We start from the raw sequence: 15,469 nt of genomic DNA, 5'->3' as shown, positions 1-15,469 counted from the left end.
GTCGGGGAGGTGCTCGTCTGGCCGGCGGCGGAGGGGCGGGAGAGGTCGGCCACTTATTCGGTCGCGGCTCTCTGCACGGCGTCGCCGACCTGCTTGGCGAGGTCCACCACGCGCGGGCCCCAGCGGGAGGCGATGTCGTCGTCGAGGGCGATCACCTGGTCGTTCTTGACGGCGGAGAGCTTGGACCAGCCGGGGCGCTTGGCGAGGGTGTCCCTGGACTGCGCGCAGCACTTGGTGTCGGCCAGGAAGACGAGGTCCGGGTCGGCCTGGGCGACGAACTCGGCGGAGAGCTTGGGGTAACCGCCGGCCGCGTCAGGGGCCTTGTCCGCGACGTTGGTCAGGCCGAACAGTCCGTAGATCTGGCCGATGAAGGTGGTGGACGTGGCCGAGTAGGGCGTGGTGTCCAGCTCGTGGTAGAAGGTGAGCTTCTTGTCCTTGGGTGCGGCCGCCGTGAGCTCGTCGATCTGCTTCTTCATCCCGGCCACGAGCTCGTCGGCCTTGGCCTTGTTGCCGGTGGCCGCGCCGAGGTCGGCGATCTGGTCGTAGGCCTCGTCGAGCTTGGTGGCCGAGGGCTCCAGCAGCACCGGGACGTTGACCTTTGTCAGCTCGGCCACGATGCCGTCGGCGTCGTTGGCGAGCACCACCAGGTCGGGCTTCTTCGCGATGATCGCCTCGGCGTTCGGCTTGAAGCCCGACAGGTCGGTCTTCGGCGCCTCGGCCGGGTGGTTCGACTGGTCGTCCACCGCGATGACCTGGGCTCCGGCTCCGACGGCGAACAGGCTCTCGGTGGCGGTGGGCGACAGCGAGACGATCCGCTCGGGCCTCTTGGCGATGGCGATCGAGCCGTTGCCCGCCTCGACGGTGACGGGGAAGTCCGCCGCGCCCGAGGGCGCCGGGGAGGTGACGGCCGCGTCCGGGGCGGGGGCGGGGCTCTGACCGCATCCGGCCAGGGTCAGCGCGCCGAGGAGCGCGCCGGCGAAGGCGGTACGTACGGGCCTCAAGAGAGGTCCTTTCAGTTACCGGAACCGAGAGACCCGCGAAAATGACGGATCACCCTTTTCCACGAGGGTTGACGGCGTCGGCGCAGCGGCAGGCGACCTGGCTCGGTCCGAGGGGACCATGACAGTTGCGGGACAGCGCCGGACTCGCACCGGACTTCGCTGCGCGCTGCGCGTCGGACAAACGTTATCAATCCTCCTGCACGTCCCGGCGTCAAGGGCCGCGCGGGACGCTGCCCGCTAGCTGAGCTGCCGCTCCGCGTCAGCGATGATCTCCTGAAGGCGCAGGCCGTGCGCGGCGTCGAGGGGGTGGCCCCCTCCCCGGCCCACGGTCTCGGCGAACTCGGAGAGCATGACGGCGAACACGTCGGAGCCGAGCTGCTCCCCGTTGATGGACTCCCGGCCGAGCCGGCCGTAGATGTCCACGATGGAGGGCGGCGTCTCGCCCGGCGCGCTCATGCACAGCGAGGCCTCGCTCACCGCGCCGGTCTCGTGCTCCAGCAGCAGGCCGACCCAGCCCAGCGGGTTGCCGTGGGCGCGGACCCCGGTGACGCGGCCGAGCGCGGCGTCCAGCATGTCGATCATGTGCGGGCCGACGTCGAGGATCGCGCCGCGCTCCAGCCGCCACGGGGTGGCGAAGTCGCCGCCGAGCATGGACCCGGAGATGTTGGCCGCGTGCCCGCCGAACGGCTCGATGGCCGAGACCCGCGCCAGGAAGGACCGGGTGGCGGCCGAGTAGCGCCAGGTCAGGACCATCTGCGAGGCCACACCCGCCTCCCCGACCGCGTCGGCCAGCCGCCGGGCGCCGTCCAGGTCGGCCGCGAGCGGCTTCTCCAGCAGCAGCGCCTTGCCCGCCTTGGCGGCGAGCACGCCCAACTCGGCCTGTACGGCGGGCGGCACCGAGAACGCGACCGCCTCGCAGTTGTCGAACAGCTCCTCGACGCGCTCGAAGACCGGGACGCCGAATCTCGCGGCCGCCTCGGGGCGCCGCGCCCACACGCCCACCAGGCGCGTGTCCGGTCCGGCCGCCAGCATCGGCGCGTGCACCATCTCCGCCCAGGGCCCCGCGCCCACCAAACCCACAGATATCGTCACGACCCCAGCTTCTCACGCCCCCATGCCCTGATCTGGTACTCGGGGCGGCGGACGGGGGCCGCTCCGGCTCCCGGCGCGACCCCCGTGACCAGCGTGATCCCGCCGTCGGAGCGCGTCACCACTCCACGTGCAGCGCGGTCAGGCCCCGGCCGACGATCGAGGTGCGGTAGGCGACGGGGCGGCCGGGCGCCGGCCGCAGCCCCGGCAGGCGGCGGCCGAGCACCTCCAGGGCCGTGCGGAGCTGCAGGCGGGCCAGCGCGGCGCCCACGCAGAAGTGGATGCCGTAGCCCAGCGTCATGTGCGCGTCGGCGTTGCCCCGGTCGATCCGGAAGCGTTCGGGTTCGGCGAAGACGGTCTCGTCGTGCGCGGCGGAGTCGGTGGACAGCAGGCACAGCGAACCGGCGGGGATGGTGACGCCGTGCATCTCGACGTCGGTCCTGGTGTGGCGGAAGGATCCGAGGCTGGCGCCGTCGATGCGCATGCACTCCTCGACCGCGTTCTGGATCATCGCGGGCGGGACCGGCCAGATCTCCTCGCGCAGCAGGCGCAGGACGCTGTTGCCGAGCTGGTTGGGCACGGTGTCGTTGCCGCCCAGCAGGATCGTGGAGATCAGCTCGACGACCTCGCGGTGCGACAGCTCGGCGCCGATCAGCGAGGTCATCAGCGAGACGAAGTCGTCGCGCGGCTCGGCCGCGCGGGCGGCGACCAGCTTGTCGACGTAGTCGAGGTAGGTCAGGAAGCTGTCGGCGAGCACGAGCTGGCGGTCCGGCGGCTGGGGTGACAGGAAGAGCTGGAACCAGTCCTTCACGTGCTTCTGGACGAAGGCCTCGTCGGCCTCGGGGACACCGATGAACCGGGCGGTGAGCTTGACCGACGGCACATGGGCGAGCTCCGCGACGAAGTCGCCGGCCCCCCGGGGGACGACCCGGTCGAGCAGTTCCTCGTTCAGGTCCCTGAAGAGCCCCTCCATCGCGGCGACCGCGCGGGGGGTGAACGCCCGCGACACCGAGCGGCGCAGCCGGGTGTGCGCGGGAGGGTCGACGTTGGCGACGAAGCTGGACAGGAACGAGCCGTGCTCGCCCAGCACCCGCCGGGTCTCCTCGGTGAGGCTGCGGGAGATGGTCAGCGAGCCCTCGGAGGAGAAGCGCCGCGGATCGCCGTAGGCGGCGCGCACGTCCTCGTGGCGGGTGATGACGTAGGCGCCCAGATGCTCGCTGCGGAACACCGGCCGCTCGTGGCGGAGCCTGCGCAGGAAGTCGTACGGCGCGGCGACGTGCCAGGCCGCGCTGACGTCGAAGTCGCTAGCGGTGATCATGACCTGCCTCTCGGTACGGTCGGCGGGGCGCCGCGGCCGGCACGGTCAGTACGGCTCGCACCGGGCGAAGATGTCGCGGGGGTTGCCGACGAGCATCTGGTGGATCTGCTCCTCGGTGACGCCCCGCCTGCGGAGCTCGGGCAGCACGTCCCGGGAGATGTGGAGCAGGTGGTAGTTGGGGTGGCGCCGCCGTACCACGTCGTGGTCGAAGCGGTCGTTGAAGCAGTAGGAGTCGTGCGACAGGACCATCCGGCCGGCGTGGCCGCGTCCGGCGAGCTCGGCGACGACGGCCACCCGGTCCTCGAAGGAACTGATCGTCTCGATGCCGAACCGGTCCATGCCCAGGTAGGAGCCGCCCGCGATGAGCTCCTCCAGGTAGGCGACGTCGGTGGAGTCCCCGGCGTGCCCGATGATCACCCTGGTCGGGTCCACCCCGGCCCCGGCGAGCAGCCTCTGCTGCTCCAGGCCGCCGCCGGAGGCGCTGTGGGAGTGGGTGGAGATCGGCACACCGGTCGCCCGGTGGGCCTCGGCGACCGCGCGGAACACCCGCTCGCAGCCCGCCGTCATGCCGAGATGGTCGGAGGCGCACTTGAGGATGCCCGCCTTGACGCCGGTGTCGCCGATGCCCTCGGTGATGTCCCTGACGAAGAACTCGGCCAGCCGGTCGGGCCCGCCGAACAGCGAGCCCGGCCCCCGGTTGCCGAAGTAGGGCGGGAGCGCGTCGTAGGTGTAGAGGCCGGTGGCGACCACGATGTTGACCTCGGTCTGCTCCGCCACCCGCCGCACGGCGGGCACGTAGCGGCCGAGCCCGATCACCGTGAGGTCCACGATCGAGTCGATGCCGTGGCGTTTGAGCTCGGTCAGCTTGTCCGCCGCCTCCCGGGCCCGCCGCTCCAGGTCCCAGCCCTCGGGGATGTCCGGCCAGTTCCACAGGATCTCCGGGCTGAGCCCGAAGACGTGCTCGTGCATCAGCGTCGCCCCGAGGTCCCGGACCGGGCCGTTGACCGTCTCGGTGCCCGCGGACGGCTCCCCGCGCTCAGCCCTCACGGGGGACCACCGGGAACTTGGGGTGGTCGAAGGGCTGGTTGACGGTGAGGCCCAGGCCGTCCGTCTGCCCGTACGGCGTGCCGGTGTAGAGGGCGTCCGCGTCGAAGTAGGTGACGGTGAACGACAGCCTGGCGCTGTCGCGGCGGTTGGCGGCGGCGCCGTGGACGGTCAGCGCGTGGTGCGCGGTCGCGTCTCCCGCCGCCAGGTCCAGCGGCGGGGAGAGGTCGAGCTCCCCGAGCCAGGGGTGCTGGCTGAGCTGGTCGTCGCCGTCGCGGGTGAAGGACCGGCCGAGGAGGCCGTGCCGGTGGGAACCGCCGTAGAACCGCAGCGACCCCATGTCGGCGGGCACGTCCACCAGCGCCAGCCAGACGGTGAGCATGGCCGAGCGGTCCATCGGCATCCAGGGGAAGTCCTGGTGGAACTCCGTGGCCCCGTGCCCGCCGCCCGCGTGGTCACGCCCGTCCGGGTCCTCGCCGGTCCGGCTCCCGCGCTCCGGCTCCTTGATCAGCAGGTTCGTCACCTGGACCCGGACCCCGGCGACGCCGTGCAGCAGCCGGGTGGCGGCCCGGCCGAGGGCGGGGGCGAGGGCCAGTTCCCTGAAGCGCCCGTCGGTCTCGGCGATGTCCCTGGACTGGCCGAACGCCCGGTCCACCTTGGAGGTGACGGCGCGCGGGCGATCCCGCAGGCGGCTCAGCGCCCGGTCGCGGAGCAGGGCCGCGTGATCGGGGTCGACCAGACGCGGCAGCCGTACCCAGCCGTTGTCCCTGAAGAACGCGACCTCGCCGTCGGTCACGTCCCGGACCGGGGTGTTGTCAGCCATGGGGCCAGTGTCGAGCCTCCCGCCGAGATAAAGCAAGCGCTTGGTATACACAGGGGCAGCGGGCCCGGCCGAGGGCGGGGCGGGACCTGTCCGGCGCGGCGCTCTCGCGCCGCCTCTCCCCCGACGGCCGGCGGACCGGTGGCCGCGCCGCCCGGTTCCCCTGCGCGCCCGGCGCCTCTAGTCTTTAGCAAGCGCTTGGTTAGAGCAGAGGGGGTGCCGATGGACCGCCCGTTCCGGTTCGCCGCCGTGGTCCGCGAGGCCGGGTCGGCCAGGGCCTGGGCCGACAAGGCACGCCGCCTGGAAGGCTCGGGCTTCGACGTGCTGCTCGTCCCCGACCACCTGGTCGGCCCCCGGTTCGCGCCGGTCGCGGCGATGACCGCGGCCGCGTGCGCGACCAGCCGCCTGCGCGTCGGCACCCTGGTGTTCGCCAACGACTTCCGGCACCCGGCCGTGCTGGCCAAGGAGGCGGCGACCGTCGACCTGCTGTCGGAGGGCCGCCTGGAGCTGGGCCTCGGCACCGGCTGGATGGCCGCCGACTACGCCTCCGCGGGACTGGCCCTCCAACCCCCCGGGGTCCGGGTGGACCGGCTCGCCGAGGCGATCACCGTCCTGAAGGGACTCTGGGCGGACGGCCCGTTCACCTTCCACGGCGAGCACTACCGGATCACCGGCCTGGAGCAGTGGCCCAAGCCCGTCCGCCGGCCCCACCCCCGGCTGCTGCTCGGGGGCGGCGGCCCCCGCATGCTCCGGCTCGCCGCCCGCGAGGCCGACGTGATCAACCTCGGCATGCGGGTGCGGGCCGACGGCACCGGCCCCGACGGCCTGGACGGCGGCCTGGAAGCCTTCCTCGCCAAGGTCGACGTGGTACGGCGGGCCGCCGCCGGCCGCTACGACCGGATCGAGCTCGGCACGAGCATCCAGCAGCTCGGCGTCCGCAGACCGGACGAGCCGTGGAGCGCCGCCGACTCCTCCCGCCAGGACGAGACCCCCCAGGTCCTGCTCGGCACCCGCCAGGACATCGCGGACAAGCTCCGCTACTGGCGCGACACCCATGACCTGTCCTACTTCGTGCTCCACCACGAGCGCGACCTGGAGGCCTTCACCCCGGTCGCCGAAGAGCTCGCGGGGCGCTGACCGGCCGCCCCGGGCCGTACCGGCATGATGGGGGGCACCATGAACGAGATGATTCTGCTGCGGCACGGCGAGACCGAGTGGAGCCGGGACGGACGCCACACCGGGCGCACCGACCTGCCGCTGACCGACAAGGGCGACGACCAGGCGCGGGCGCTCGCCCCGCTGGTCAGGGGCCGGACGTTCGGACTGGCCCTGGTCAGCCCCGCGCTGCGGGCCCGCCGGACGGCCGAGCTGGCCGGGCTCACGGGCTACGAGACGGACTCCGACCTGTGGGAGTGGGACTACGGCGGCTACGAGGGCATCACCACTCCCGACATCCGCGAGACCCGCCCCGGCTGGTTCCTGTGGCGGGACGGGGTCGTCCCCGGCGACGCCGAGCACCCCGGGGAGAGCGCGCGGGAGGTCGGCGCCCGCGCCGACCGGGTGATCGCGCGGGCCCGCGCGGTCGACGGCGACGTGGCGCTGGTCGCCCACGGACACTTCCTGCGGGTGCTGTGCGCCCGCTGGCTCGCCCTGCCCCCCGAGCACGGCCGCCACTTCCGCCTGGACACCGGCACCTACTCCCGGCTCGGCTACGAGCGCGACGAGCCGGTCGTCCTCACCTGGAACGCCCCCGTCTGATCCACTCTCACGGCCCGGCCGGCCCCGCCCCGGGGCGGTGGGACTCCGGGCCGCGCCCGATCCCGGCCACCCGCCGGGCGGCAGCGGAAACGGCCGGGGCTTCCGGCCGTGCCCGCTCTTCCGGCTATCCGCCGGGCGGGGCCTGGACCGGCGAGAGCCGCGAGCCCGGGAACGGCGCGAGCAGGGTCTCCCGCCACGGACCGGCGAGGAAGTCGCGGGAGCGTCTGCGCCAGTCGAGCAGCCGCGGATCCGGCTCCACCTCGTCGTCCAGCCCGAGCGCGGCGTCCCTGGCCCGCTGCAGCGACAGATGGTCCTCCAGCGACATGCCCCAGACCGTGACGACCTCGCTGTCGCAGAACAGCACCTCGTACAGGCCGATCGGCCGGTGGCCGTGATCGGCCAGGACCGGCGCGCGCTCCAGCCGGACCGCGTCGAGATACTCCAGCGCCGCGCCGGGCCGCACCCGGGCGCTCTCGAACAGGTAGAAAGGCGCCGCGTAGCCCTCGGCGGTGATGTCGGCCAGCGCCGGGCTGCCGGCCACCGCGCCGAGCGGCCGGGAGAAGGCGGAGAAACGCAGGTCGTCGATGTCGGACAGGAAGAGCCTGTCGTTCACGCCGTCGTAGATGTTCATCATCTGCCGCCAGCCGCCGTCCCAGCCGCCGTGGCAGTCCCAGAGGGTGACGGCCTTGAACTGCGGATGGCCGGTGATGCCGACGGCGTAGAAGGCGCCCACCAGGTCGATCTCGCGCGACCGGATCGACAGCCCCCTGGTCAGCTCGGGAGCGTCGAGGGCCTCGTCCTCCTTCTTGTAGCGCGTGAGCCAGGTCAGGTACTCCAGCGGCTTGCGGGAGTTCATAGGCCGGAAGTCGACCTCTTCGATCAGGTAGATCCCTCGCCGCATGGAAGACGCCTCCTCGACCCAAGCGAATGCTTGGTTGGCACCCTAGCCGAGGAGCCGGAGCCCGTACAGGAGTCGAGGAGCCGCGGACCGCACGGCCGCCGCGCCATCGCGCCGCCTCGTAGCCTTACCGTCACGACATCACACCGTCGCGTCATCACGGCATCGCGCCGTCACGCCGTCGCGTCATCGTGCTGCCTCGCCGTCGCGTCATCACGGCATCGCGCCGCCTCGCCGTCACGACATCACGCCGTCGTGCCGTCACGGCATCGCGCGGAGGGCCGGGCACGGTCGCCGACCGTGCCCGGCCCCGGTGGCGGCCCCGTGGCCTCAGCCTTCGCCGCCGCAGTGAACGTCGATCCCCAGGTCGACGGCTACCACGTCCTTCCCATACCCTCAGGCGGCCGCGGCGTGCGGTTGCGGGCCCCGCCCGGTGAGCCATTCCAGTACTTTGCGATGACCGTGGCAGGCGTCTTCGAAATGCCCCCAGCGCCAGTAGCGAGGCTGGTCGCGGACCCCCGTCACCCATGTCCGATAGGAAACCGAAGTGACCTCCCCCTCATCCATGGCCGCCGAGGCGACGCCATAGGTGCGGATCACGACACGACCACCGGGCGCGAACAGCACGTCGTCGGCCACGGGATACAAGGTCATCTGGTCAAGCATGGTCTGGGCCCCCAATTCCTCTGCCCCACTGTCACTCCGGGAACTCAGAATCTGCCCGATCCGCCTACTCGTTGCGTTACATCACCGACGCACCGGAGTTAAGAAGTGAGCCGGATGTAAAAACAGTGTTACACCATCAGGCCGTCGAACTCCCCGTCCTTCACCCCGAGCACCAGCGCGCGAATCTCGTCGCGGGTGTAGATCAGGGCCGGGCCGTCGGGGAAACGGGAGTTCCGAACCGCGATGCTGCCGTCCGACAGCTCAGCGAGTTCTACGCAATTACCCTGCGAATTGCTGTGACGGCTCTTTCGCCAGCTGGCCCCGGCCAGGTCCGTGGCGGGCATGCCGTTGTAGGTGTGCTCCATTTAGATCTCTCTGAGAAGGTCGCCGAGGATCTCGGCGGTGCCCCCAGGCGTGGTGCTTTCCACGCACAGCTGCTCCATGGCCGTGAGGTACGGATCGATATCCTCACGCTTGTCCAGGTAGAGGGCACCCCAGAGCTGCTCGACATAAACGACGTCCGACAGGTCGGACTCGGGAAACCGCAAGATGCTGAACGCGCCACCCTCGGCCGCGTGCATGCCGAACCGGAAGGGCATCACCTGAAGGGTGATGTTGGAGAGCGTGGCCACCTCCAGCAGGTGCTGGAGCTGCTCACGCATGATCTCCTTGCCTCCGATCGGCCGCTTCAGGGCCGCCTCGTCGATGACCGCCCACAGGCGCGGGCCGTCCTTCTTCGTAAAGCGTTCCTGCCGCTGCATACGCATATGCACACGGCGCTCGATCTCCGCCTCCGGCACGTCCGGGTAGCCCAACCGGATCACTGTGCGCGCGTAGGCGGACGTCTGCAGCAGGCCGGGAACGAACTGCACCTCATAGGTGCGGATCATGTTCGCCGCCTCCTCCAGCCCCACATAGGTGGTGAACCAGTTCGGCAACAGGTCGCCGAACTTGTGCCACCAGCCGGGGGTGTTCGCCTCGCGGACCATCTCCAGCAGGCCGCGCCGTTCTGCGTCGTCGAGCACGCCGTACAGGGTGAGCAGGTCTTCCACGTCCCGTGTCTTGAAACCGACACGGCCGAGCTCCATCCGGCTGATCTTGGACTCGGAGGCCCGGATGTGAAATCCGGCCACCTCACGGGGGAGTCCCTTCTCCTCACGCAGGCGGCGCAGGCTTGCGCCGAGCATGATGCGCCGAACGGTGGAACCGGTACCGGGCGGGTCCATGGACACGTGTGTGCTCCTCGCTCGCTTTCCTGATCGACAGTCTGTCACTTCGCGGCCCAAGATCCCTAGCCGCGGACAAGATCCCCTTTCCATCCGGATTGCCGAATCATGGGTAACCGTAGCGGTTGCACACCCCTTATGCACGTGCATTCGCTCTTGCACCTGCACAGGAGTTTGCACCATGATGATCGCTGTGCAGTTCGCTCAAACCGCGCCCCCCCGAACGTCATGGACAGCGCTCGACTGGTGGCCCCCAGTCGGCTGGTGGCCTGACGCGGCGCGTGATCTCCTCTCCGGATCACCGGCCATGTCCAGCGCGACCTTCGTGCTCCCGCCCCAGGCCGACTCGGTCCACTCCGCCCGCAGCTTCGCCACGGGAACCCTCACCGGCTGGAAGCTCGCCGAGCTGAGCGAGAACATGGAACTGGTCGTCTCGGAGCTGGCCACCAACGCGTTCAGGCACGGCCTGCGACTGGCCGAGACGCGCGCCAAGGAGCCGATCAGGCTCTCCCTGCTCCGCCGGGACGGCCTGGTCGCCTGCGCGCTGAACGATCCGGGATCGGGCTTCCCCACCCTCCGCGACCCCTCGCCGCTGGACATCGGCGGCCTCGGCCTGCACATCGTCGAGTCGCTCAGCCTGCGCTGGGGCTGGGCGCCGCTGGCCCCCTACGGCAAAATCGTCTGGGCCGTCCTCCGCTAGGCCCTCAGCAGACCCTCTCGGACAGGCGCCGCCTCTTCCCCTCACCTGGCGCCGATCGATCCCGGGACCGCCGCGCCTCCCCGTCGGCGGTCCCGGGGCCGGTCAAGAATCCGGGCGAACACCTCAGGAACACATCGCATTCTGCGCGGTGCCTGCCTCCGGAGATGTCCTCTGCATTACCGTGGATGCCTATGGCTCACGGAGAGTCCCCGCGCGAGATTCCTGAGAGAGCTGCGAGATGGACGATCACCTGCTCGGCTGGTTGAAAACCCTCGACGAAGAACGGCTCACCCGAGTTCTGGCCAACCGCTCGGACGCCATCGCCGCACCGTGGCCGCGCCGCCTGGACACCCTGGCGCAGCGGCTGGGCAACGGGTTCGCGGTGATGGCCGTCATGCGGGGGCTTCCGCTGCCGTGCCTTGAGGTCGCGCAGGCGTCACTGGCCCTCGGCGACCAGGTCGATCTGGAGACGCTGGCCCGATTCATGGGCGTGCCGGAGGCCGAGGTGGCCCCCTGGGTCGACCTGCTGTTCGACCATGCCCTGGCCTGGCCGGACGACGAGGGGCGGATCCGGGTCGCCGGCGGGGTCGCCCGGTGGTGGACGGCCCCGTGCGGGCTCGGCGAGCCGCTCTCCCACTACCTCAACTCCTGGACGGTCAGCGCCGACGCCCTCCGCGCGCTCGCCAGGACGCTCGGCCTGCCCCACGGCCCCAAGCGCCGCACGGTCACCAGGGTCACCGAGGTGCTCTCGGACCCCGGACGGGTGACCGCCATGATCGAGCGGGCCCCGGAGGGCACGGAGCGGCTGCTGGAGGAGTTCGCCTGGGACGGCCCGATCCGCGACGTGGACGGCGGCCGGTTCGTCGTGCCGGGCGCCCCGGAGAAGTGGGCCACCGACCACGGCCTGCTCTTCCGGCCGAGCTGGAACGTGGCCGAGATGCCCCGGGAGGTGGCGCTCGCGCTGCGCGGCCCCGACTACCACCCGCCGTTCACCCCCTGCCCGCCCGACCTCGCGACCGTCCCGGTGGACCCCGAGGCGGTCGACCACCTGATGACGCTGGCCGCCCCGCACGTGGTCGAGCGCTGCGCCGCGATGCTGGAGAACACCGCCAAGTTCCCGCTGCCGCTGCTGAAGGCCGGCGGGGTCGGCGTGCGCGAGGTCCGGCGGCTGGCCAAGGACACCGGCTGCGACGAGGACGAGACCCGGCTCCTGCTGGAGATCTGCGCGGTGGCCCGGCTGCTGGCCTGGGACGAACCGGCCGGCGGGCTGGTGCCCACCGAGAAGTTCGACCGCTGGCGGCTGGACGACGCGGCCGCCAGGCTGCGGGTGCTGCTGTCGGCGTGGTGGCGGATGGAGCGCTCCTCGCTCCGCCGGATCGACGGCAAGTACGGCACCGTGCTCGGTGACGACCCCGCCGGGGCCTCGGTGGGCAGGGCCCGGCGGGCGGTGCTCGGCGTGCTGGCCCGCCTGCCCGCCAGCACGGCGTGCGCCGACCGGGCCGGGCTGGTCGGGGCGGCGCACTGGCACGCCCCGCTGCTCGACCAGGCGCTGCTGGCGGAGTGCGCCCCCGCCGTGCTGGAGGAGGCCCGGATGCTCGGGCTGATCGCCTACGACACGATCACCGACCTGGGCCGCGCGCTGGCCGCCCTGGACGCCTCGGCGGGAGACGAGAACGACGACTCCAGCCCGGTCGTGGAGCACGACCCGGTGCTGGTGGAGTGCTCGACCCGCGCGCTGGCCAGCGTACGGCGGAGCGCGCTGTTCGGCGCCGACCTCACCGCCGTGGTGACCGGGCCGCCCTCCACCGAGCTGGCCGAGCTGCTGGACCGGGCCGCCGAGCGCGAGTCGCGCGGCGCGGCCTCGGTGTGGCGGTTCACCCCGGTGAGCGTGCGCCGGGCGATGGACTCCGGTTACACCGCCGACGCCCTCCTGGCCGACCTCGCCGAGGTCGGCGCGGTGCCGCAACCCCTCGACTACCTGGTGCGCGACGTGGCCCGGCGGCACGGCGAGGTCACCGTGACCACGGTCGCCTGCATCGTGCAGGCCTCCGACCCGGTGCTGCTGGCCGAGATCGCCGGGCACCGGCGGCTGGGCAGGCTGGGCCTGCGGCTGCTCGCGCCGACCGTGCTGGCCAGCGCGATGCCCGCGGGCAAGACCCTGGCGGCGCTCCGGGAGAACGGCTACGCCCCGGTGCCGATCGAGGACACCGGGGAGATCACCGTCCGCCGCGCCCGGATCGAGGAGCCGCAGAACGGGCGGCTGATCCTGCTGCCCGGCGGCCGGGTGGCCAAGCTGGAGCAGCAGCCGCACCCTCTGGTCGAGCCGCCGCCGGACCCGCACGAGCACGCCCGGCGGCTGCTCGCCGGCGAGGACGGCGCCGTCCGGCAGCAGGGCAGGACGTGGGCGGTCATCGGCCGCATGGCCTCCCGGCTGCCGACCGCCCAGCAGTCGCTGCTCGGCTTCGTGGTGGACCGCGGCGTGCGGGCGGCGATCACGCTGACCGACGGCCTGACCGCCACCATCAGCCACGGCGAGCTGCGCAGCGGCGTGCTCGACGCGTGGTGCGAGGAGGCCGGCGACTACCTGGAGTTCCCGCTGGCCGACATCGTCGAGGTCCGCGGCACCTACGCCTGACCCCGCCGAGGTCCACGACACCCGCACCCGGCGGGGAACCCGCAAACCCGGCCACGTCGCGTACCCGGGATCCGGCTCGGGCGGGGCTGCCCGGCGGCCATGGGCTCGCAGGTGGTGCCCCGCTCTCCCTTCACCCTAGAGCTTCTTCGCCTTGGCGAGGTCGGCGCGGAGCTTCTCCAGCACGTCGGCGTAGCCCTGGTAGCTGTAGCGCTCCTCCGCGTGCCAGGGGTAGACCTGGCCGGCCTTGACCGCGGGCAGTGCGGCGAAGGTCGGCTTCTTCTTCATCTCCTCGACCTGCATCGACTGGGTGCGGGCGTCCACCAGGATCACGTCGGCCTTGTAGGTGTCGGCGTTCTCCCAGCTCAGCGTCTGCCAGAAGCCCGCCTCGTCGACCTTCTCCGGCACCACGACGTCCAGGCCCAGTTCCTTGAAGTAGCGCACGTCCGCGTGGTCGTCGGGGTTGACCACCCACAGCGACTCCGGGCCGCCCGCCATGACCAGGACCTTCAGGCCCTTGGCCTCGGGGGTGACGAGCGCCTTGGACGCGGCGTCGAACCTGGCCTTGGCCGCGGTCACCTCGGGGGCGTCGAGGTCGGCGCCGAGGGCGGCGGCGATCTCGCCGTACTTCTCGATGACCTGGGGCAGCGGCTTGCCGACCAGGCGGACGCCGAGGGTGGGCGCGACCTGCTCGATGGTGGAGGCGGACTTCTCCGGCACGTACCAGAGGGCGTCGTCGGTGTACATGCCGCTGATCAGCAGCTCGGGCTGGAGTGAGATGTACTTCTCGACGTTGAACTCGTCCCACACGTTGCCGATGGACTCGACCTTGGTGATGTCGACGTCGCCGACCTGAGCGTCCTTGCCGCCGTCCTTGAGCTTGTGCGGCCCGAAGACGGCGATCGGACGGACACCGAAGTCCCAGAGCGCCGCGGCGGCGCCGACCTGGGCGACGACGCGGGTGGGGCGCTTGGGCGTCTCGATCTTCTTGCCTCGGTCGTCGGTGAAGGTCCACGGGCCCGCCGCCGGCGGGGACGCGGCCGGGGAGCCATCCGCCGCGGGAGCCGTCTCGGCTCCGCCTCCGCACGCGGCGAGGGCGAACACGAGCCCGAGGCCGACGGCGATGAATCCCCGCCGAGGCAGAACAGATAGGGACATTTCCCTCTCCAAAGGTTAGGCTTACCTAAATGGGTATTGCATTAGATTAGCCTTACCTAAACACGACAGAGAGAGGGGGGCCGGGTGAACACGGCCGGTGTGGCCACGGCCACGTCCGAGAAGGCCGGGAAACCGGACGGGACGCGACCACGGCGGGCGGGGCGCTCGGCGGCGCTGGCGACCGGGTTGCTGGTCAGCTTGGCGGTGCTGGTGCTGCTGTCGATGGCCAGCATCGCGGTGGGCTCGCGCTCGGTCCCGCTGTCCACGGTGCTGGACGCGCTGCTGGCGCCCGACGGGTCCAGCGACCACACGGTCATCAGAGGACTGCGCGTGCCACGGACACTGACCGGCATCGGCGTGGGCGCCGCCCTCGGCCTGGCGGGCGCGCTGATGCAGAGCCTCACCCGCAACCCACTCGCCGATCCCGGACTGCTGGGCATCAACCAGGGTGCGGCGTTCGGCGTGACGGTCGCCATCGGGCTGCTCGGCCTGACCGACCCCTCCCTCTACGTCTGGTTCGCATTCGTCGGCGCGGCCGCCGCCGCCTCGCTGGCCTACGCGCTCGGGTCCGCCGGGCGCTCCGGCGCCGGGCCGATACGGCTCACGCTCGCCGGCGTCGCGCTGGGCATGGTGTTCAACGCCGCCGCCTCGGCGATCCTGCGGACCGACAGCGCGACCTTCGACCGGATGCGGTTCTGGCTCACCGGTTCGCTGGCCGGGGTCACCACCGACGTCGCGCTGGGGCTGGCCCCGTTCCTGGCGGTCGGGCTGGTGCTCGGGCTGCTGCTGGCCAGGCCGCTCAACACCCTCGCCCTCGGCGAGGAGGCGGGACGCGCGCTCGGCGTGGGCGTGTCCCGTACGCGCGGGCTGACCGCGATCGCCGTCACCCTGCTGTGCGGGGCCGCCACCGCGGCGGCCGGACCGCTGTGGTTCGTGGGCCTGGCCGTACCGCACGCGGTGCGCGCCTTCACCGGGCCCGACCAGCGCTGGGTCCTCCCCTACACCGTCGTGCTCGCCCCCGTGGTGCTGCTCGGCTCCGACATCCTCGGCCGGGTGGTCGCCGCCCCCTCCGAGGTTCAGGTGGGCATCATGTGCGCCGTCGTCGGCGCCCCGGTCTTCATCCTGCTCGCCCGCCGCCGGAGGCTCGCCGCCCTATGAT

16 protein-coding genes are annotated in these 15,469 nt (G+C 71.9%); 5 read left to right on the top strand and 11 right to left on the bottom strand.

Annotated features, from left to right (window positions below):
- Positions 1-53: 53 nt before the first annotated feature.
- From CA984_RS34550 to CA984_RS34530, 6 genes are all read right to left on the bottom strand, one after another.
- Positions 54-1,001, bottom strand: a complete 948-nt coding sequence (locus CA984_RS34550; RefSeq protein ID WP_086577629.1) for an ABC transporter substrate-binding protein — start codon at positions 999-1,001, stop codon at positions 54-56.
- 237 nt (positions 1,002-1,238) lie between these two features.
- Positions 1,239-2,093: a Gfo/Idh/MocA family protein gene (locus CA984_RS34545; protein WP_086577628.1), complete on the bottom strand. Its 855-nt coding sequence runs from the start codon at positions 2,091-2,093 to the stop codon at positions 1,239-1,241.
- On the bottom strand, positions 2,090-2,212 hold the full coding sequence (locus CA984_RS48895; protein ID WP_278249084.1) for a hypothetical protein: 123 nt from the start codon (positions 2,210-2,212) through the stop codon (positions 2,090-2,092). The genes CA984_RS34545 and CA984_RS48895 overlap by 4 nt, the downstream gene beginning before the upstream one ends.
- Positions 2,209-3,408, bottom strand: coding sequence for a cytochrome P450 (locus CA984_RS34540; protein ID WP_086577627.1), 1,200 nt, complete (start codon positions 3,406-3,408; stop codon positions 2,209-2,211). The genes CA984_RS48895 and CA984_RS34540 overlap by 4 nt, the downstream gene beginning before the upstream one ends.
- Positions 3,409-3,453: 45 nt before the next feature.
- On the bottom strand, positions 3,454-4,455 hold the full coding sequence (locus CA984_RS34535; RefSeq protein WP_086577626.1) for a phosphotriesterase family protein: 1,002 nt from the start codon (positions 4,453-4,455) through the stop codon (positions 3,454-3,456).
- Entirely contained in the window at positions 4,445-5,275 is an 831-nt protein-coding gene (locus tag CA984_RS34530) for a phytanoyl-CoA dioxygenase family protein (protein ID WP_086577625.1), read from the bottom strand. Before CA984_RS34530 ends, CA984_RS34535 begins: the two co-directional genes overlap by 11 nt.
- Positions 5,276-5,494: 219 nt before the next feature.
- Here CA984_RS34530 and CA984_RS34525 point away from each other — a divergent pair, with 219 nt between their 5' ends.
- A complete protein-coding gene (locus CA984_RS34525; protein WP_086577624.1) occupies positions 5,495-6,409 on the top strand; it encodes a TIGR03621 family F420-dependent LLM class oxidoreductase in 915 nt (304 codons plus the stop codon).
- Positions 6,410-6,448: 39 nt separating this feature from the next.
- Positions 6,449-7,030, top strand: a complete 582-nt coding sequence (locus CA984_RS34520) for a histidine phosphatase family protein (RefSeq protein WP_086577623.1) — start codon at positions 6,449-6,451, stop codon at positions 7,028-7,030.
- Positions 7,031-7,154: 124 nt separating this feature from the next.
- Here the strand turns inward: CA984_RS34520 and CA984_RS34515 are convergent, their stop codons facing one another.
- From CA984_RS34515 to CA984_RS34500, 4 genes are all read right to left on the bottom strand, one after another.
- Positions 7,155-7,931, bottom strand: a complete 777-nt coding sequence (locus CA984_RS34515; RefSeq protein ID WP_086577622.1) for a hypothetical protein — start codon at positions 7,929-7,931, stop codon at positions 7,155-7,157.
- A 393-nt stretch (positions 7,932-8,324) separates the two neighbouring features.
- Complete coding sequence (locus tag CA984_RS34510; RefSeq protein WP_242676333.1) at positions 8,325-8,582, bottom strand: hypothetical protein; 258 nt, start codon at positions 8,580-8,582, stop codon at positions 8,325-8,327.
- A gap of 140 nt (positions 8,583-8,722) precedes the next feature.
- Positions 8,723-8,959 carry a DUF397 domain-containing protein gene (locus CA984_RS34505; RefSeq protein WP_012889234.1) on the bottom strand — a complete coding sequence of 79 codons (237 nt, stop codon included), beginning with the start codon at positions 8,957-8,959 and terminating at the stop codon, positions 8,723-8,725.
- Positions 8,960-9,781 (bottom strand): helix-turn-helix domain-containing protein, encoded by an 822-nt coding sequence (locus CA984_RS34500; RefSeq protein ID WP_197048816.1) that lies wholly within the window; start codon positions 9,779-9,781, stop codon positions 8,960-8,962.
- A 346-nt stretch (positions 9,782-10,127) separates the two neighbouring features.
- On the opposite strand from CA984_RS34500, the gene CA984_RS34495 reads away from it, so the two are divergent.
- Together CA984_RS34495 and CA984_RS34490 are read left to right on the top strand one after the other, a co-directional pair.
- Complete coding sequence (locus CA984_RS34495) at positions 10,128-10,520, top strand: ATP-binding protein (RefSeq protein ID WP_086577621.1); 393 nt, start codon at positions 10,128-10,130, stop codon at positions 10,518-10,520.
- Positions 10,521-10,758: 238 nt separating this feature from the next.
- A complete protein-coding gene (locus tag CA984_RS34490) occupies positions 10,759-13,155 on the top strand; it encodes a helicase-associated domain-containing protein (protein WP_086577620.1) in 2,397 nt (798 codons plus the stop codon).
- A 135-nt stretch (positions 13,156-13,290) separates the two neighbouring features.
- Here the strand turns inward: CA984_RS34490 and CA984_RS34485 are convergent, their stop codons facing one another.
- Positions 13,291-14,310, bottom strand: a complete 1,020-nt coding sequence (locus tag CA984_RS34485) for an ABC transporter substrate-binding protein (RefSeq protein WP_086577619.1) — start codon at positions 14,308-14,310, stop codon at positions 13,291-13,293.
- Between the two features lie 84 nt (positions 14,311-14,394).
- On the opposite strand from CA984_RS34485, the gene CA984_RS34480 reads away from it, so the two are divergent.
- Complete coding sequence (locus tag CA984_RS34480) at positions 14,395-15,468, top strand: FecCD family ABC transporter permease (protein ID WP_242676332.1); 1,074 nt, start codon at positions 14,395-14,397, stop codon at positions 15,466-15,468.
- Position 15,469 lies beyond the last annotated feature (1 nt).

The sequence above is a fragment of the Streptosporangium minutum genome, from assembly GCF_002149035.1.
Lineage (GTDB): Bacteria > Actinomycetota > Actinomycetes > Streptosporangiales > Streptosporangiaceae > Streptosporangium > Streptosporangium minutum.
Note: the sequence above shows the minus strand (reverse complement) of the source record. Positions and strands in the feature narration are given on the sequence as shown.